This is a genomic window from Pantoea sp. FN0307 (assembly GCF_050113815.1).
Lineage (GTDB): Bacteria > Pseudomonadota > Gammaproteobacteria > Enterobacterales > Enterobacteriaceae > Mixta > Mixta alhagi.
In genome coordinates, this window is sequence record NZ_JBNJSO010000003.1 from 52,780 (window position 1) to 71,346 (window position 18,567).

The window sequence follows — 18,567 nt, forward strand, 5'->3', positions numbered from 1 at the left end:
AATTGAATGAGTGAATCGTTATTTCGTCAGGAAGCATTAGAGGCGAATAAAACCACCATGATCGGCACCGTGGCTTTATATTGTCCGCCATATCGCTGGCTAATTGTTTCTTTAGTAGGAGCGATAACTCTGGCGATAGCCGTGCTGTTTGTTTTTGGCAGTTATACCAAGCGGGAAACCGCATCGGGGCAGCTACTGCCCGCCAAAGGAATTATGAATATTGCGGCAATTACCACCGGCACCGTGGTCGATATTACCGTAGAAGAAGGTCAGCGGGTAAAAAAGGGCGACGCCATCGCCACCATTTCTTCAGAAGTCTACACCGCGCTGGGTCTTACACGTGAAAAAGTCGCGCAGCAGCTGAATATTCAGCGGACCCGTTTGAAAGCAGATTTAGACAATCAGGAAAAGCTGGCCGCTGAAGAGATGAAAGGGCTTAAAGAGCGCGAGCGGCTGTTAAGCGCCCAGATGGAGCAGCTTAGCGTTCAGCAACGTCAGCGTTCCCGTCAGGTCAGGCTGGCGCGCAGGCAACAGGAAAAAATCAATCTGATGCGCAAACAGGGTTACGCCTCAAACAGCCAGGTTGAACAGCAGGAAGCTGTGGTGATCGATGCCGAAACGCGCTTACAGGATATTGCTCGTCAGCAGCTTGATATTCAGCAGCAGCTTGCCCAAACGCGCCAGCAGCTGCGCGAGCTGCCGATGAATGTGCGTAATAAACAAAACGAGATTGAACGACGCCTGTCAGAAATCGATCAGTCGTTAGCGGAAAATGAATCCCGGCGATCGGTGGTGCTACGTGCGCCAGCGCAGGGCATTGTGGGATCGGTCATGGTTAAAACCGGCCAAATGGTGAATGCCGGTCAAACACTGTTTGCACTGCTGCCGGACGAGGGTGAGCTTCAGGCGCGCATTATGGTCAGCAGCCGGGCGATCGGTTTCATTCAACCCGGTCAGAAAGTGGTGCTGCGTTATCAGGCGTTTCCTTTCCAGAAATTTGGTCAGCAGTACGGCAAAGTGATTGATGTTTCCCGCGTTGCGCTGTCGCCTCAGGAGGTTGCCACGCTTACCGGCCATAACAATGTGCAGGAACAACATTATCGTGTGGTGGTACAGCTGGATAAGCAAGACATCAATGTTTATGGACGCAAGGAAAAGCTTCGCCCTGGCAGTGCGCTTGAGGCGGATTTCCTGATTGATAAACGACGCCTCTATGAATGGGTGCTGGAGCCGCTTTTTGCGCTTGGTCGTCGTTCAGGAAATTAATTTAACCCGCCGTGGGACTACAACAGGGAGTTGTATTATTCATGAAGTTTTTAGAAGCACTTAACTTTGGCTGGCGCCGTAAATTACCGGTTATGCAGCAAACACAGGCAACGGAATGCGGCCTGACCTGTGTTGGGATGATTGCCAACTATTTTGGTCACGGCATTGATATGGTCACGTTACGTAAGCGGTTTCCCACTTCGCTTAAGGGCGCAACGCTGGCCGATGTCATGTTGATTGCGCATCAGCTGGGAATGGCTGGCCGGGCATTAAGGCTTGAGCTGGATGAGCTGGTGAAGCTGCGGCGTCCCTGCATCCTGCACTGGGAAATGAACCATTTCGTGGTGTTGAAAAGCGTCTCGAAAGATAAAATAACCATTCACGATCCCGCCATCGGCCGACGGGATGTCCCAATGGAAGACGTTTCCCGCTGCTTCACCGGCATTGCGCTGGAGCTGTTGCCGGGTGCCACCTTTACCCGCGTGCAGGAAAAACAATCCATCTCCATGCTAAAGCTGATCGGTGATGTAACCGGTATTCGCTCGGCTTTTGCGCAGATTTTGATTCTGTCGGTAGCGCTGGAACTCTTTGGCATTCTGATGCCTTTTTATATGCAATGGGTCATGGATCAGGTTTTAGTCTCGGCGGACTATGATCTGCTTACCCTGTTGGGCTGCGGCTTTATTGCCGTTACGCTGTTAAGCGTCTCTGTTTCTGCGCTGCGATCCTGGGTCACTACCTGGTTTTCAAGCCTGCTTAGCGTGCAATGGACCGCGAACGTTTGTGCGCATTTGCTCGGCCTGCCGATGACCTATTTTGAATCACGGCATGTGGGCGATGTGCTGTCACGATTCGGCTCTATTGGCACCATACAAAGCACGCTAACCGGACGTTTTATCAGTTCGATCCTTGATGGCGTAATGGCGATTGTCACGTTAGGCATGCTGTTTATTTACAATATCAAGCTGGCGTGGCTGGTTATCGCGCTGTTAGTGGCGTATACGCTTATTCGCTGGGTTTCATTTCGTCCTTTCCGTCAGGCCAATGAAGATCAAATTACCGCTTCGGCGCGGGCACAATCCCAGCTGCTTGAATCTATTCGCGGCGTAAAGGCGGTTAAGCTTAATAACAAACAGGAAATTCGCGTCGCGGCGTATGCTAATGCGCTGGTTGAAAGCACGAATAAAGGCGTGGCGATACAGCGCTTGTCGATCGGTTTTAGTACCTTGCAAAGCTTGATTTCAGGCGTCGGGCGGATTGTCCTGATATGGATGGCGGCTTTACAGGTACTGGAAGGCAATTTTACCAGCGGGATGCTGGTCGCTTTTATCAGCTTTTCCGACCAGTTTATTGGGCGTGCTTCAGGGCTGGTTGATGCTGTTATCGATTTCACTATGTTGCGTCTGCATGGCGAACGTCTGGCAGATATCGTGTTAACCGAGCCGGAGGCTGATATGGAAACACGGTTACCAGCCATCACTAAAGCGGATGGTGCGCCACCTTCGTTAACCATTAACGATCTCTGTTTTCGTTATGCGATAACAGAGCCGTACGTTATCCATCATTGCTCTATTTCCGTAGCGGCTGGCGAATCAGTAGCGATTATCGGCCCATCCGGACAGGGCAAAACCACTCTGGCCAAGCTGATTATGGGACTGTTGAAACCGGAGTCAGGCAGCATAGAAATAAATGGCATCGACATTAAAAAACTGGGTATGCGTAACTACCGCGATCGTCTTGGCTGCGTCATGCAGGACGATATCCTGTTCGCCGGTTCCATTGCCGACAATATCAGCTTTTTTGATGCTTCTCCCGCACAGGAAAACATAGAGGCTGCCGCAAAACTGGCACAAATACATGAAGATATCGCGGCCATGCCGATGGGCTATCATAGTCTGGTAGGGGATATGGGCTCCTCCCTGTCCGGTGGTCAGATTCAACGCGTGTTATTGGCAAGGGCGCTTTATCGTCAACCTTCTCTGCTTATTCTTGATGAAGCCTCCAGTCATCTTGATGTTGATCGTGAACGCAGCATTAATGAGGCAATAAAAAATATGCCTGTTACCCGAATTATCATCGCCCACCGGCCTGAAACTATCTGTAGCGCGGATAGAATTATTCTTTTAAATCAGGGTAGCGTAGTCGAAGTTGATAAAAGCCAGTATGCGCTGTTACATAAAAACAATAGTCAGTAGATAAGTGGTGGAAATGATTTAATTATTTATCGTTCATGGAAATAATAGGTTTGCCCGCGTAAAAATCATCAATATAGGGCGCTGTCAATAATAGATTGTTTACTATTGTTGCATGCCCTTACAGTAAATAGCATATAAATGCTATTAATGCGTTGTCATTGAGATTTTATAATTCAGTAATTGAAACAGCTAATAAGGAGCGATTGTGCGATATTTAGAATTAAATGAAATTAGCCAGGTGTCAGGCGGTGAATTCTTCGAAACGATAGGCTCTATGGTGATTGGCAGTTTTACCGGCGCGTCTTCCGGCCTGTTAAAAGCGGCTACGGTGGGCGGTAATAGTGGAGGCATTTTGGGCATAGGAATCATAGGCAATCTTGGCGGCGTGATTGTCGGCAGCGTCGCTGGCAGTATGCTCGGTACCATGTACGGTATGGTAAATGGCTGGGATAAAACGTGCGAATGGTTTAACGCCACCGCAGAGCAATGGTTTAATCTTATTTTGCCGCTTCCAAAATAACATGAAACTATCCTCTCGGGGTGTTAATTGTTTATTTATACTCTTTCTGAAAGTGAAATAATAAATGCGTTAATGGTTCGGATGCTGGTTTACCTCACACGTTAGCATGGAAAAAAGTTAGTGAAATAAATTTTAATGTGAAAATGAACGTTTTCATTTAATGTTTAATCGTCGTTGCTGTACTGGGCATTCTTAATGCGATTATTCATTAGTTGTTAATGCCCTCTGCAGTAAAGATATAAATATTTATAAGTCATTAAATAAAATTTCATGGGATGGATTTTATTTTTTCGGCTTAATTGATCACGCGAGTAACTTGTACGGTTTTTTACTCGGCATTCATTTTTCATTAAAAAATAAAATGGAGTTTAAGATGCAAAAAACAATATTAGGTACAGCGATTGCGTTAACAGTTTCTGTCATGGTGCTTCCGGCCGGTGCGGCGGATGGAACAATCACTATCAATGGCAAACTGACACAGCAGACCTGTACTGTAAAAGTTAATGGCGGCGCTGCTGACGCCGTTATTAACCTGCCTTCACTCTCCACTTCTGCTCTGAATGAAGCTGGCAAGATGGCAGGTCGCACGGCTTTTACCATGAACCTGACCGGTTGTACGCCCGCCACCGGCAGCGTACGTGCCTATTTTGAACACGGCCCAACGGTTGATGCTGCAACAGGACGTCTGAATAACACCATCAGTTCTGGTGCTCAGCAGGTTCAGGTTCAGCTGCGAGACAACGATGAAAATGATGTGTATGTCGGTAACACCAGCCAGCGTAATAATCCCGCGACTGCGTTGTCGGCAGCCGGTACAGCCAATCTGCTTTACAGCGCTTACTACTATGCGACCGGCAAGGCGACCGCTGGTGAACTGGCAACGTCAGTGACCTATTCTATCGACTACCAGTAACGCCTATTCCTGCCCTTTGATAAAAATGCAGGAGTTATGCTCTTGCATTTATTCATTTTGGATATTTACCCTCAGGAATAGCATCAGGAATGAATATAAAATCTCTCTTACTGCTTTTTTGCGGTCTGTTGTTAAATATAACCTCTGCTTTGGCCGGTATTGTAATTAATAGTACGCGCGTCATTTACCCTGAAGAAAAAAGTGAGGTTACCGTACGTCTGGAGAGTCAGAACGATTATTCTTCTTTGATTCAGTCATGGATTGATAGCGGGGATAAGAATCAAGCGATAAAAAACATTAAGGTGCCCTTTATTCTTCTTCCTCCTGTAACTCGCATCGAGCCACACCAGGGGCGAACGCTGCGAATTAATTATCTTGGCGAAGGTTTTGATGTGCCTGCAGACAGAGAATCTGTTTTTTGGTTAAACGTGCTGGATATTCCACCTAAACCGTCGGGTAAGATGGAAAATTTATTGCAAATGGCAATCCGTACTCGTATTAAACTGTTTTTCAGGCCGAAATCGCTTCAGGATATCTCTCCGGCTGAGGCTGCAGAAAAGGTTATCTGGCGAGTAGTGAAGGATAATAAAAAAGCCATACTTGAGGCAGAAAATCGTTCCCCTTTCCATGTTTCAATTACTTCAGTTGAGGCTAACTCAGGGAATAAAACGTTTAATGCTGAGGGGAAGATGATCGCCCCTTTCTCCAGAGTGACTTATGCCTTCAAAGGTAATAAGTTTGCTTTGAGTAAGTTTAAATACATTTATATTAACGATTACGGGGCCAGCGTTACGATAGAAAGAGAGATTTATTAACTTAAATAACTCACATAATGAAGGGTATGTTTATGTCATTTTTTTCTTTCTTTCACCATTATTGCCATCACCAAAGAAATTACGTCATTTCATGGCATTTTACCGCGCTTATTTTCTGTATGCTTTCGACATCAACCCGCGCGGAGGTTTCTTTTGATCCTATCTTTCTTGATCAGACTGCCGGGGATTATATCGATATTTCCCGGTTTAACGGCAAGTTCAGGATCCCGCCAGGCATCTATGCCAGCGATATCTATTTAAATGATCAACTGTTGGGACGCGAAAACGTGACCGTCCGTGAGAAAAGGGGGGAGTCTGTGATTTGCTTTAGCCCGGCGCTGGCTAACCTGACCGGTTTTCGCACAGGCCAGCTCTCATCAGAGCTGCAGAATGCCCTGCGTCAGGAAAGTAACTGTACGGCGCTGGAATCGCTCCAGCCTTCCTCTAAAGCGCAGATGGTGCTTGCCGATATGCGCCTTAATCTTCAAATCCCACAGGCATGGCTTAACCGAACCGCACGCGGCTATGTTGATCCTGAGCTATGGGAAGAGGGCAGCAATGCGCTCTATGCCAGTTATGATAACAGCTACTTTAAACAGGATTCGGGCAGGTTCGGCTCGGAATCTTTTTACAGCAAGTTGGGTGGTAGCCTTAATATTCATGGCTGGATGTTTCGGCATTCTGGCGCGTGGAGGTGGAGTAAAAATAACGGCAACAGCTACTCTGTTCTGAGCAATAACCTGCAGCGGGATATTACATCACTACGTGCGCGGATTTTAATCGGCGATGCAAACAGCTCGGGCGCCCTGTTTAACTCTTTTATGTTCCGGGGAGTCAGGCTTGCAACCTCTGAACAGATGTTGCCTGACTCACAACGTGGCTATGCTCCCGTGGTACGCGGTATTGCTCAAACCAACGCACGCGTACAGATTCGGCAAAATAATGCCCTGATTTATGAAACTACGGTGCCGCCGGGCGAGTTTGCTATCATTGATATCTATCCCTCTGGCTATGGCGGCGATCTTCGCGTGACGGTAACGGAATCTGATGGCCGGGAAGCGGAGTTTGTCGTGCCTTATGCGGCCGTTTCGGAAATGATCCGCCCTGGCAGCTATCGTTACAGCCTGCTGATGGGAACCCTGCGCAATCAAAATCTCAGCTATACGCCTAAAGTATTTCAGGCAACCTTTCAGTACGGGATAAACAACTGGCTTACTGGTTACAGCGGCCTGTTGGGCTCCGGTGACTACCTTGCCGGTTTGGTCGGCGGAGCCATCAGCACGCCTGCGGGCGCTTTTGCTCTGGATGCTACCGGGGCCAGCTTTGATGATGGCACCAGCGCGCAAAACGGCATTAGCGTTCGTGCCAGCTATAGCAAGTTCATTTCGACCACTAACAGCACGATTTCCGTGGCTGCCTACCGGTTTTCTTCTTCAGGTTATCTGGACTTGAATAACGCTACGCAGCTTGTGGATTTCCACCAGAAAGAGAATCAGGCGCAAGGGCTGCAATTAAACCGTCCTCAGAATCGTTTATCTCTTACGTTAAATCAGCAATTGGGCGAGAACGGCGGCAATATTTACACCAGCGGTTATGTAGAAAATTACTGGGGCAGGCAGGGCAGCGATGTGCAGTACCAGCTGGGTTATACCAATCGTTTTAAGTTAGTTAATTATGGCATCAGCCTTAATCGCGCCAGAAACGCTTCCTACAGCGAAACGCAATATCTTCTCTCTTTCTCGCTGCCGCTGGGGCGGGGATCCCATATACCATATGTTAACAGCTATACCACGCGTAGTGATGACGGTATCACTACGCAGCTGGCGTTAAGCGGCGTCCTGGGTGAAAAAGATCAGTTAGATTATAATGTTGGCGTAGCGCGTGAAAATAATGGCGACAGCTCAGGAAATATATCGGGTTCTTATCGTTTCAGAAATACACAGCTGAAAGCCAGCTACGCGAAAGGCAAAAGCTATCGCTCTTATACGGCCGGAATGAATGGCAGTTTCGTGCTGTTACCGGATGCGCTGGTCGCCAGCCCTTACACCGGTGATACGCAGGCTGTGGTTCAGGCCAAAGGCGCGGCGGGCGCATCAATTGAAGGTTATCCGGGCGTCATCGTTAACGATGCCGGCTATGCGCTGGTTCCCTGGCTCACCCCTTATCGCATCAATAAAATCGCTATTAATCCCACTGGCATGCCGCTGGATGTTGAACTCGAATCCACTGTTAAGCAGGTGGTGCCGCGCGCCGGGGCGATAGTAAAAGTTAATTATCCAACCAAACAGGGCAATGCAGTATTGATCCAGGCGCAGTTGCCAAACGGCGAAGCCCTGCCTTTTGGTGCCAGCGTAAAAACCGAAGATGGACGCGATGTGGGTGTCGTGGCCCAGGGGGGCCAAATGTATATCCGCCTTGAGGAGACCATGAATCGTTTACAGGTTAGCTGGGGGCCGCACAGCCGCTATACCTGTTTATTCGATGTTAACCTGCCGGAAAAAACAGATAAAAGACAACGTCAATTCCAGCGGTTCAATACAACATGTCGTTACCCTACACCGGTTGCCAGACAAGAAACGTTAGCCAAAGCGGTACGATAAATCTGGCGCTGAAATTGGGAGAAAATCATGAATGACCTGATAAAAAAAGGCTCGCGCAATACTGGATATGTAATTTTACTGGCGGCCTCCGGTTTTATTTGCCATACAAGCTATGCCACAACCGTGCGATGCGCGCCTGACTCTAATACCTCTAATAATGTTTTCGCCTTTGATTTTAATAAGCTCCCCAACCAGATACCTAACAAGGTGCCCATAGGGACAACGATTTATGATGTCACTATGAACCTGGATTTGTGGTGTGCCAAAGAGCTTAATACGGGCACCATAATCGCAGGGCCAGAAAAAGCAAAAATATATATCAATCGGGGAAATACCACAAATGCGTTAGGAAACAAAAGCGGATTAACATTCTTTGTCACGATTAATGGCGAAAGGGATGCCGTCAGTAAAAGTTATGACAGTGGCTACTCTACCGATAAAGTTTTTGTGCCGGGCATTTCCACCTCAAACTATACAAAAATCAGCGTTCCGGTGCGTGTTGAGCTGGTAAAAACAGGTGAGAGCATGGCTATCTCTCCGTTTCGCAATGATGTAAGCCTGTTTTCTATTGGCGATGCGGGTTATGGTTATATACATTATTGGGCCACCAATGTCAGAAAGCTCTCTTTCTCTGAATATACCTGCAATACAACCACACCAAATATCTATCAAACATTGCCGGGTCTGAATGTTGCTGAGCTACCGCAAAGTGGCCGGGCAGATAATCATGTCACCGATTTTTCAGTTTCACTGCAATGTAACGGAAATATATGGAGTACGCTTTCCATTAATATGGCTTTCAGCGGTACGCCGGTGGCAGGGTTAGAAAGAAATGGCGTTTACCCCTTTTTTAATCGTGCCGGAAACATGGCGGAAGGTATTGGATTTCAGATCCTGCATCAGGATAGTACAGGCGCTTTTGTTGAAAGTGAAAATAATGCGTGGTTTAAAATAGGCAGCTTTTCATCAAGCTCTCATGTATTAACAGTTCCTTTAAGAGCTGCCTATTACCGAACAAAGGAAAAAGTGACGCCGGGAGAATTAACAGGAACGGTAACTTACACTATTAATTATATGTAATGGTAAGAAATAGTGGCTTGACTTTTATTATTGCCAGGCGCGAAGATCGCTATCGTTTGAAAAAGACGCATTTTTAATGGCTTTTTAATATATGGAAAAACACAAAGGAATGACTATGAGCAGAAATTATTTGCGTTGCTTTCCTTTTATCGGTGATGGCACTGGCAATGTTTGCCTGCTGCTCACACTACTGCCTTTTTCAGCCAGCAGCGTTTCACCCTGGCATGAAAACAGCGGGCACCGCACAGATGTCACCTCAGGTTACGCCACGTATGAGCCGGGAACATATCCGCTGCATGTCTCTGGTGCCGGCAGCGAACTGGTCGTTAACCCTGCTTTGCGCTTTTATAGCGAAGCCACCTCAGCGGCTCTGGTGGAAAACAAGGGCACGCTGACCATCAACGGGGCCAGCTTTGAAAATAACGCCGCAGCTTATCCCGCGCTTAATGTCTCATCAGGTTATCTTGATATGGCTAACAGCAGTATTCGCACCTGGCAAAGCGGCTCCCATGGTGTGGTTGCCAATGGTCGCTCGGTAGTGAATATCAGGAATACCGATATTACGCTGTCCGGAACCAACGGTTACGGCGTCGAGGTACGTGATAACTCCTCTCTGATCGCCGATGGATTAAATGTCAATGTGAAGGGCAAGTCCGTTTCGGCAGGCGTGACGTTAAACGGCGCGGACGCGACGGCCAGAATTACCAATAGTCAGTTTAATCTTGACGGTGGTTCGGTGAGCTACGGCATCCAACAAAATCTTGGCGAATTGATTGCCGACGGGGTAACCATCATCGCCAAAGGCCAAAGCGGCGGCGTACGTATTGGCGACTGGGGGCCTTTGACCCGCACAACACTGGCAAACAGTTATATCCAGGTTGAAAATGAGTACGCTCTGCTGATTCGTAATTCTCTGTCGACGCTGAATAACGTTGATGTGATTGCCACCGGCGATAATGTTCGGGCATTAGATATTAATCAGAACGCCAGCGTGATTGCTGACGGCGGCAGCTATACCACTTTTGGTAAATACGCTGATGCCGTCTGGCTACCGAATCAGGACACGCAGTTAACGATCAGTAATGCTTCGCTGAAAACTTCTGGCGATGCCTCTATTGCGTTGAATGCGCTGGCGGGAACAGCGAAGGCGAAGAACGTGACGTTAACCACCTCCGGCGTCGGAAGCTACGCTATCTATACAACAAACCAGGTGGCCGGTAAAAATCTCTCTATTAAAACCAGCGGCGAACGTGGCTGGGGCGCTATCAGCGCCAGGGGCGGTCAGCTTGATATCGCCAACAGTACAATTACTACTCAGGGCGCTTCCGCTTCCGGTATTGGGGCTTTTAGCCAGGCGAGGGTACAGGGCAGCAGAATAAAGGTGATGACGCACGGCAAGGATGCCAGCGCTTTGTTCACGCAGGCAGCCAGCCTTAACATTGATAATAGTACCCTAATCAGCGCAGGAAATGCGCCAGTGCTGACAGTGAAAAGCGAGGCTACCGCCAGCAGTGGTTCTTCAACGCAGCTTAGTCAGGTTCGGCTGGATAACGTCAGGCTGATCGGCGTGAAGCAGGAAGCGATCAACGTCAAGGCGGCCCGTCTTCACATGCAGGCCAGCAATGGCGCTTATTTGCAGGGCGGCAACCAACAGTTGTTAAAGGTGGTTACGGTTAACGACGCCAAAAAAGGCACCGTTACCGCTTCCCATGTTGAACTGGAAGCAAGCAACAGAACCCTGCTGAATGGTGATGTAAAGGTCGATCCCGGCAGCACCGCCTCGCTGATATTACGGGATCAATCACAGCTTACCGGCGCGGTTAATAATGCGGATATCGCCGTTTATTCTCAGAGCCTCTGGCGCATACCGCGCGCCTCTTCAGTACAGAATATTATCAATCAGGGCACCGTGGCCTTTAAACAGGGCGTTGTTAACCATGATCTGGTTGTCGCCGGTAACTATGCTGGTAATAACGGCGCGCTGATTTTTAATACGCGTCTGGGGAACGATAGCTCAGCGACCAACAGGCTGATCGTCCAGGGTAATACCTCGGGATCAACCCAGGTCAGGGTGCTTAACGCGGGCGGCGTCGGCGCTAAAACACTTCATGGAATTAAGCTGATTGAGGTTAACGGTTTGTCTGCCGGTGAGTTTGTACAACAGGGAAGAGTTGTTGCCGGTGCTTACGAGTATCAGCTGGGGCGGGGCACAGGTGCCAGTGCCGGTAACTGGTATCTCATGAACCATGCTGCTGATAAAGCGCCGGTGTTTCGCCCTGAAGTAGGCGGTTATATCGCTAACAGCGCAGCCGCCGCCACCTTATTTAATCTTAGTCTTTACGATCGTCTGGGTAACCGCAGCCTGAGCGAGAGCGACCAGCAACGCGGCAGCAGCCTGTGGCTACGTCAGACCGCAGGCCACAATCGTGCTTACAGCGCGGATACGCTGGAAGCGCAGGGCAATCGCTATAGCGTACAGTTAGGCGGCGATCTCTGGCAGATGACGGCAGATACGGGACGACTGCATATTGGGCCGATGCTGGGCTATGGCCGTCAGGCGACCAATATCCGTTCAACCCTGAGCGGCTACACCGCGAATAGCGCTATTTCCGGCTACAGTCTGGGCGCATATGCCACCTGGTTTGCTGACCAGAACAGCGATAGCGGACTGTGGCTGGATAGCTGGCTGCAATATAACTGGTTTACCGGCAATGTGGCGGGAGAAGGGCTGCGAACTGAAAACTACCATATGCAGGGTATTAGCGCTTCGCTGGAAGGTGGGTATGCATGGAAGGCGCTGGAGCGGCAGGGCGATAACCAACGTCGCTACGCTTTTTACTTGCAACCGCATGCGCAGCTTATTTTCAACGGCCTGAAATCCGTACGTTTAACGGAGCAGAACGGTACCCGCATCACCAATAAAAATAATAATTTTATCAGCCGCATTGGGATGCGTGGCTGGATAACGGAATCAAAACAGCCCGGCGAAAGCGATCTGAGGCCCTATGTTGAGCTTAACTGGCTGCGTAACAGCGATCCTTATCAGGTGAGGCTGAATCAGCTCAAGGTACAGCAAAACAGCGGGCGCAATGTGGCGGAGCTTAAAACCGGCGTAGAAGGGAAAGTGAGTGATAACTTACAGCTTAACGGCAGCATTGCCTTGCAGCAGGGGCGTTATCACTATCAGGACGCCAGCCTGATGCTGGGCGCAAAGTATAGCTTCTGATGATGTTGCCATAACAAGAGGCCGGGCAGGTTACTGCGTCGGCCTCTTTTTGGTTACTGAGTTCTGGCTACCTTCAGCGGCGCGCTTATTTACCTATACAGAAGCTGGAGAAGATGCGGCCCAGCAGATCGTCAGAGGTAAACTCGCCGGTGATTTCACTCAGCGCCTGTTGTGCCAGACGCAGCTCCTCCGCCAGCAGCTCGCCCGCCCAGGCACCCAGCAGCTGTGCTTTGCCCTGCTGTAAGTGAGTATCCGCTATCTCCAGAGCCTGGAGATGACGGCGGCGTGCCAGGAAACCACCTTCCATATTATCGTTAAAGCCCATGCTCTGTTTCAGGTGATCGCGCAGCACATCAACCCCTTCACCAGTACGGGCGGAAAGGCGAATAAGTGAGTGACCATTTACTTCTGTCAGGCCCAGGATTTCGCCGGTTACATCAGCCTTATTGCGTACTATGGTAATCGGTAGCGACGATGGCAGACGGGCAATAAAATCGGGCCAGATCGCCGCAGGCTCGGTAGCCTCGGTGGTTGTGCCATCTACCATAAACAAAACGCGATCCGCCTGTTCAATCTCCTGCCATGCCCGCTCAATACCGATACGTTCCACTTCATCGCTGGCATCGCGTAAACCGGCGGTATCAATGATGTGCAGCGGCATCCCATCGATATGGATATGTTCGCGCAGCACGTCACGCGTGGTGCCGGCAATATCGGTCACGATAGCGGCTTCGCGTCCGGCCAGCGCATTTAACAGGCTCGATTTACCGGCATTAGGACGCCCGGCAATCACCACCTTCATCCCTTCACGCAGCAGGCTGCCCTGGCGCGCTTCCGCACGTACCGCGTTCAGGTCCTGCATCACGGCGTTTAGCTGCGCTTCAATTTTTCCATCGGAAAGGAAATCAATCTCTTCGTCCGGGAAGTCGATAGCCGCTTCTACATAGATTCGCAGGTGAGTAAGTGCTTCCACAAGATGATTAACACGCGTGGAAAAAGCGCCCTGTAAGGAATTCAACGCCGAGCGGGCAGCCTGTTCTGAACTGGCATCAATCAGGTCGGCTATTGCCTCGGCCTGCGCCAGGTCCAGCTTGTCGTTCAGAAACGCGCGTTCAGAGAATTCGCCAGGATTGGCGATGCGCACGCCGGGCAACGCAGCAATGCGTTTTAACAGCAGATCGAGGATAACCGGGCCGCCATGCCCCTGTAGCTCCAGTACATCTTCACCGGTAAAGGAGTGGGGGCCGGGGAACCAGAGCGCAATGCCCTGATCGAGCGTGCTGCCATCTGCGGCCTTAAACGGCAGATAATCAGCGTAGCGCGGTTTCGGCAGTTTACCCAACAGCTGTTGGGCAACCTCTGCCGCTTTGCTGCCGGAAATACGCAGAATACCCACGCCGCCACGTCCTGGCGGTGTGGCCTGGGCGACAATGGTATCGCTGTGGCTCATGGAAACTCTCTCAATACGGTAATAACATTCATTATGATGACCGGACGGCAACAAATAAACAGGGGCGGTAAAATCCGCCCCTGTTAGGTACTGCCTGAAACTGAATTAATTCAGGCCGTTACGCTTTCGTCTTGTCGCGGCTGTGCAGACCACGTTTTTCCAGCCCGCGGTAAATCACCTGCTGCTGGATAATGGTTACCAGGTTGCTGACGATGTAGTACAGCACCAGACCTGACGGGAACCACAGGAAGAACACCGTAAAGATGACCGGCATAAAGGTCATGATCTTCTGCTGCATCGGATCGGTGACGGTGGTTGGCGACATCTTCTGAATGAAGAACATCGTTACGCCCATCAGGATCGGCAGAATATAGTACGGGTCCTGTGCAGAGAGGTCATGGATCCACAATGCGAACGGCGCATGACGCAGCTCTACCGAGCCCATCAGCATGTAATAAAGCGCAAGGAAGATCGGCATCTGGATAACCAGAGGCAGACAGCCGCCCAGCGGGTTAACCTTCTCTGACTTATACAGCGCCATCATTTCCTGACTCATACGCTGCTTGTCGTCACCTAAACGCTCACGCATCGCCTGAATTTTCGGCTGCAGCATGCGCATCTTCGCCATCGAGGTGTACTGCGCTTTGGTCAGCGGGTACATGATGCCGCGTACGATAAAGGTGATAACGATAATCGAGAAGCCCCAGTTACCGATAAAGCTGTGCAGGAACTTCAGCAGCTTAAACAGCGGCTGAGAGATAAACCACAGCCAGCCGTAGTCAACGGTCAGGTCAAGATGGGGAGCAATCGCCGCCATTTTGTCCTGAATTTCCGGGCCAACCCACAGCGTAGCGGCCAGCGTCTGCTGGCTGCCTGGCGCAACCGCTACTGGCGCGGATTTATAGCCTACTGCCGCCAGGCCATTGCCCAGGTTGCTGGTATAGAGCGTATTCGCACCGGCGGTACGCGGTACCCATGCGGTCGCAAAATATTGCTGCAGCATGGCAACCCAGCCGTTGGTGGTAGTAGCGCTCAGGTTTTCGTTGTCCGCGATAGTGTCGAAATTGTACTTCTCATATTTACTGTCGCTGGTGGAGTACGCCGCGCCACGGAAAGTATGCAAAGCAAAGTTATTGCTGCCGGTATCACGATGCTTCGGCAGTTCAATCGTCTGCTTCAGCTGACCAAACATCGCCACTTCCAGCGGCTGCTGTGAGGTGTTGTTGATCTGATACTCAACGTTGATGGCATACTCGCCGCGCTTCAGCACAAACGTCTTGGTATAAACAACGCCGTTCTCTGCGGTGAAGGTCATCGGGATACGCAGTTCGCTCTGACCGTCAGTGAGCTGGAAGCTATCCTGAGTGGTGTTATACAGCGGACGCGCGCCGTTATTTGGATTATCCGGCCCGTTTCTGCCGGTCAGGCCACTCTGCGCCTGGTACAGGAAGGCAGGAGTGGTTTCCAGCAGTTGGAAAGGCTGAGAAGAGCCCAGTTTATCCGGGTAAGTCAGCAGCTGCGCCTGTTCCACATCGCCACCACGGGTGTTGATGTGCAAAGACAGGACATCAGTCTTAACGGTGATCGTTTTGCCCTGACCGCTGGCAGGCACACCCTGGTTAGCGGCATCACCGGCTACTGTCGTGTTTTGCGTGGTCTGAGTCTGCTGCGGCTGCGGAGCGTGGTCCGTTTGCCAGGCTTGCCAGATCATGAAAGACACGAACAGAAAAGCGATGAGAAAAAGATTGCGTTGCGAATCCATCGTTAATGTTCTCTGTTATCGTCGGTTTTTGGCGGCACCGGATCGTCACCACCCGGGTTTAAAGGGTGGCATTTTAATACGCGTTTAACCGTCAACCAACTGCCTTTTATCATTCCGAACCTGCGCAATGCTTCAACTCCATATTGCGAGCAGGTCGGGTTAAAACGGCAGTGTGGTCCCAAAAGAGGGCTAATGACGCGTTGATAAACGCGGATCAGCCCAATCAGGAGCCGCGCGCCAGGCGACAGTGACGACGCCATAATTTCTCCAACGCTTCCATTAGCGCACGGTTATCGAGGTCAGCGACCCCTTTCTTGGCCACGACCACAAAATCCATTGCAGGGAGTTCGTGTTGGCGTAGGCGAAAGCTTTCGCGGGTCAATCGCTTGATCCGGTTACGCTCATGCGCACGCTTAACATTTTTTTTCGCGACGGTAAGACCGATACGGGGATGCCCCAGCGAATTAAGGCGGCCGAGTATGGTAATTTGCGGCGTGCCAGCCCGTTGTGGCTGCTGGAAGACGAAAGTGAAATGAGTGGGAGTTAGCAAACGTAACTCCCTGGGAAATGCGAGCTTAACCACTTATGGGTTAGCTTTATTACTTGGAAACGGTCAGACGAGAACGGCCTTTAGCACGACGACGTGCCAGAACCTGACGACCATTTTTAGTTGCCATACGAGCACGGAAGCCGTGAGAACGGTTGCGCTTCAGTACGGACGGTTGAAAAGTGCGTTTCATGGCGATTTCTACCTAAACTTGAAAAATTTCACGTGGTGACGCGTACCCGTTTCAGTAAAACGACCGACGCCTCAGTGTATCTTTAATAAAGAGGCGGGATTGTAATAATTGTACAGTCCCGAGTCAATTTACTTCGCTTATTGCGCGCGCCTGCTGCCCGAATCGACCTGCAAATCCTGTCGAAATCGACAAGGCGCATCACGCCGGGACGAGAATTATACGGAGTCCATAATAAAGCGCAAGGATCGCACGGGATCTTCTGCCGATCGTTTGCAGTAACGTTGCGATAATAACGTGACGGTTGCCAGAAATTTGCATTAAGGAGCGCGATCCCGGCATGTGTTTCACTCAGCCTGGAGTAAACTTAGCCTCGTTTAATGCCTGTGGATAAAATGGATCAAAACTGTGTAGAAAGTGAAGATCTCTGTCTCGCTTTGCGCTATGATCCGCCCTTCCGCTAACGATCCTCTCTGCGATCGGGATCGGAGCAACCGCGGACAGCGGTTCGTATGTCTGTCACTGGCATACGTCAACAATGATGATTGATCTGTTTCAGCGCCTATTTTCTTATCGATTTTGTTCGAGTGGAGTCCGCCGTGTCACTTTCGCTTTGGCAACAGTGTCTTGCCCGTTTGCAGGATGAGCTACCTGCCACTGAATTCAGCATGTGGATCCGTCCGCTACAGGCTGAACTGAACGACAATACGCTGGCCTTATATGCCCCGAATCGGTTCGTACTCGACTGGGTAAGAGATAAATATCTCCATAATATCAATGCTCTGCTTAATGACTTCTGTGGCACCGAAGCGCCGCAGCTGCGTTTTGAGGTGGGCAGCAAGCCGGTGGTACAGACGATGCCGCAGGCGAGCATGACCAGCGCCAGCGTGGCGGCGCCATTGATGGCAAGCATACCGCCAACGGCGCCAGCGGCACGTCCCAGTTGGGACAGCGTGCCTGCGCCCGCTGAGCGCTCCTGGCGCTCAAACGTTAACGCCAAACATAACTTTGATAACTTCGTCGAAGGTAAGTCGAACCAGTTGGCGCGCGCGGCGGCGCGTCAGGTTGCCGATAACCCCGGCGGCGCCTATAACCCGCTCTTTCTGTATGGCGGCACCGGCCTTGGTAAAACCCACCTGTTACATGCGGTCGGCAACGGCATCATTGCCCGTAAACCCAATGCAAAAGTGGTTTACATGCATTCAGAGCGTTTTGTGCAGGACATGGTAAAAGCGTTGCAGAATAACGCGATCGAAGAGTTCAAACGCTATTACCGTTCGGTGGATGCGCTGCTTATCGATGATATTCAGTTCTTTGCCAATAAAGAGCGTTCGCAGGAAGAGTTTTTTCATACCTTCAATGCGCTGCTGGAAGGGAATCAGCAAATTATTTTAACCTCAGACCGCTATCCCAAAGAGATCAATGGTGTGGAAGATCGCCTGAAATCACGCTTTGGCTGGGGCCTGACGGTTGCCATCGAACCGCCGGAACTGGAAACGCGCGTCGCGATCCTGATGAAAAAGGCGGATGAAAACGATATTCGTCTGCCGGGCGAGGTCGCCTTCTTTATTGCCAAGCGCCTGCGCTCTAACGTGCGTGAGCTGGAAGGGGCGCTGAACCGTGTGATTGCCAACGCCAACTTTACCGGCCGCGCCATTACCATTGATTTTGTGCGCGAAGCGCTGCGCGATCTGCTGGCGCTGCAGGAAAAGCTGGTCACCATCGACAATATCCAAAAAACGGTGGCGGAATATTACAAAATCAAAGTGGCCGATCTGCTCTCTAAACGTCGTTCGCGCTCGGTTGCGCGTCCGCGTCAGATGGCGATGGCGATGGCAAAAGAGCTTACCAACCACAGCCTGCCGGAAATCGGTGATGCTTTCGGGGGTCGCGACCATACTACCGTGCTGCATGCCTGCCGTAAAATCGAGCAGCTACGTGAAGAAAGTCACGACATTAAAGAAGATTTTTCAAATTTAATCAGAACATTATCTTCCTGACGC

Annotated in this window: 14 protein-coding genes; 9 read left to right on the forward strand and 5 right to left on the reverse strand. The window is 50.4% G+C overall.

Features of this window, described 5'->3' with window-relative positions; translation table 11 throughout:
* Window positions 1–6: 6 nt before the first annotated feature.
* The 8 genes from ACQE3Z_RS10745 to ACQE3Z_RS10780 all read left to right on the forward strand — a co-directional run bounded on the left by ACQE3Z_RS10745 (window position 7) and on the right by ACQE3Z_RS10780 (window position 12,615).
* A complete protein-coding gene (locus ACQE3Z_RS10745) occupies window positions 7–1,266 on the forward strand; it encodes an HlyD family secretion protein (RefSeq protein ID WP_426973782.1) in 1,260 nt (419 codons plus the stop codon).
* A gap of 41 nt (window positions 1,267–1,307) precedes the next feature.
* Window positions 1,308–3,461 carry a peptidase domain-containing ABC transporter gene (locus tag ACQE3Z_RS10750; protein WP_426973783.1) on the forward strand — a complete coding sequence of 718 codons (2,154 nt, stop codon included), beginning with the start codon at window positions 1,308–1,310 and terminating at the stop codon, window positions 3,459–3,461.
* Window positions 3,462–3,666: 205 nt separating this feature from the next.
* Window positions 3,667–3,981: a hypothetical protein gene (locus ACQE3Z_RS10755; RefSeq protein WP_426973784.1), complete on the forward strand. Its 315-nt coding sequence runs from the start codon at window positions 3,667–3,669 to the stop codon at window positions 3,979–3,981.
* A 373-nt stretch (window positions 3,982–4,354) separates the two neighbouring features.
* Window positions 4,355–4,894 carry a fimbrial protein gene (locus ACQE3Z_RS10760; protein WP_426973785.1) on the forward strand — a complete coding sequence of 180 codons (540 nt, stop codon included), beginning with the start codon at window positions 4,355–4,357 and terminating at the stop codon, window positions 4,892–4,894.
* An 89-nt stretch (window positions 4,895–4,983) separates the two neighbouring features.
* Window positions 4,984–5,709, forward strand: coding sequence for a fimbria/pilus periplasmic chaperone (locus tag ACQE3Z_RS10765; RefSeq protein WP_426973786.1), 726 nt, complete (start codon window positions 4,984–4,986; stop codon window positions 5,707–5,709).
* A 32-nt stretch (window positions 5,710–5,741) separates the two neighbouring features.
* On the forward strand, window positions 5,742–8,309 hold the full coding sequence (locus ACQE3Z_RS10770) for a fimbria/pilus outer membrane usher protein (RefSeq protein ID WP_426973787.1): 2,568 nt from the start codon (window positions 5,742–5,744) through the stop codon (window positions 8,307–8,309).
* 27 nt (window positions 8,310–8,336) lie between these two features.
* Window positions 8,337–9,389, forward strand: coding sequence for a fimbrial protein (locus tag ACQE3Z_RS10775; RefSeq protein ID WP_426973788.1), 1,053 nt, complete (start codon window positions 8,337–8,339; stop codon window positions 9,387–9,389).
* A gap of 115 nt (window positions 9,390–9,504) precedes the next feature.
* Window positions 9,505–12,615, forward strand: a complete 3,111-nt coding sequence (locus ACQE3Z_RS10780; protein WP_426973789.1) for an autotransporter outer membrane beta-barrel domain-containing protein — start codon at window positions 9,505–9,507, stop codon at window positions 12,613–12,615.
* 85 nt (window positions 12,616–12,700) lie between these two features.
* On the opposite strand, the gene mnmE is transcribed toward ACQE3Z_RS10780, so the two are convergent.
* The 5 genes from mnmE to rpmH form a co-directional block, all read right to left on the reverse strand.
* The gene (gene mnmE, locus ACQE3Z_RS10785; RefSeq protein ID WP_426973790.1) at window positions 12,701–14,065 is read right to left on the reverse strand and encodes a tRNA uridine-5-carboxymethylaminomethyl(34) synthesis GTPase MnmE; all 1,365 of its coding nucleotides are present in this window, start codon (window positions 14,063–14,065) and stop codon (window positions 12,701–12,703) included.
* 118 nt (window positions 14,066–14,183) lie between these two features.
* The gene (gene yidC / locus ACQE3Z_RS10790; RefSeq protein WP_426973791.1) at window positions 14,184–15,827 is read right to left on the reverse strand and encodes a membrane protein insertase YidC; all 1,644 of its coding nucleotides are present in this window, start codon (window positions 15,825–15,827) and stop codon (window positions 14,184–14,186) included.
* 2 nt (window positions 15,828–15,829) lie between these two features.
* Window positions 15,830–16,087 carry a membrane protein insertion efficiency factor YidD gene (yidD, locus tag ACQE3Z_RS10795; RefSeq protein WP_085069137.1) on the reverse strand — a complete coding sequence of 86 codons (258 nt, stop codon included), beginning with the start codon at window positions 16,085–16,087 and terminating at the stop codon, window positions 15,830–15,832.
* Window positions 16,051–16,410, reverse strand: a complete 360-nt coding sequence (gene rnpA / locus ACQE3Z_RS10800) for a ribonuclease P protein component (RefSeq protein WP_038629327.1) — start codon at window positions 16,408–16,410, stop codon at window positions 16,051–16,053. The genes yidD and rnpA overlap by 37 nt, the downstream gene beginning before the upstream one ends.
* Before the next feature lie 16 nt (window positions 16,411–16,426).
* On the reverse strand, window positions 16,427–16,567 hold the full coding sequence (rpmH, locus tag ACQE3Z_RS10805; protein WP_003849659.1) for a 50S ribosomal protein L34: 141 nt from the start codon (window positions 16,565–16,567) through the stop codon (window positions 16,427–16,429).
* Between the two features lie 596 nt (window positions 16,568–17,163).
* Here rpmH and dnaA point away from each other — a divergent pair.
* Entirely contained in the window at window positions 17,164–18,564 is a 1,401-nt protein-coding gene (gene dnaA, locus ACQE3Z_RS10810; protein WP_426973792.1) for a chromosomal replication initiator protein DnaA, read from the forward strand.
* Window positions 18,565–18,567: the final 3 nt, after the last annotated feature.

Coding starts and splice junctions, on each gene's coding strand:
- mnmE (WP_426973790.1), bottom strand. CDS start 14,065: ATGAGCCACAGCGATACCATTGTCGCCCAGGCCACACCGCCAGGACGT.
- ACQE3Z_RS10745 (WP_426973782.1), top strand. CDS start 7: ATGAGTGAATCGTTATTTCGTCAGGAAGCATTAGAGGCGAATAAAACC.
- rpmH (WP_003849659.1), bottom strand. CDS start 16,567: ATGAAACGCACTTTTCAACCGTCCGTACTGAAGCGCAACCGTTCTCAC.
- ACQE3Z_RS10775 (WP_426973788.1), top strand. CDS start 8,337: ATGAATGACCTGATAAAAAAAGGCTCGCGCAATACTGGATATGTAATT.
- ACQE3Z_RS10770 (WP_426973787.1), top strand. CDS start 5,742: ATGTCATTTTTTTCTTTCTTTCACCATTATTGCCATCACCAAAGAAAT.
- ACQE3Z_RS10760 (WP_426973785.1), top strand. CDS start 4,355: ATGCAAAAAACAATATTAGGTACAGCGATTGCGTTAACAGTTTCTGTC.
- ACQE3Z_RS10780 (WP_426973789.1), top strand. CDS start 9,505: ATGAGCAGAAATTATTTGCGTTGCTTTCCTTTTATCGGTGATGGCACT.
- ACQE3Z_RS10750 (WP_426973783.1), top strand. CDS start 1,308: ATGAAGTTTTTAGAAGCACTTAACTTTGGCTGGCGCCGTAAATTACCG.
- yidC (WP_426973791.1), bottom strand. CDS start 15,827: ATGGATTCGCAACGCAATCTTTTTCTCATCGCTTTTCTGTTCGTGTCT.
- yidD (WP_085069137.1), bottom strand. CDS start 16,087: ATGGCGTCGTCACTGTCGCCTGGCGCGCGGCTCCTGATTGGGCTGATC.
- ACQE3Z_RS10765 (WP_426973786.1), top strand. CDS start 4,984: ATGAATATAAAATCTCTCTTACTGCTTTTTTGCGGTCTGTTGTTAAAT.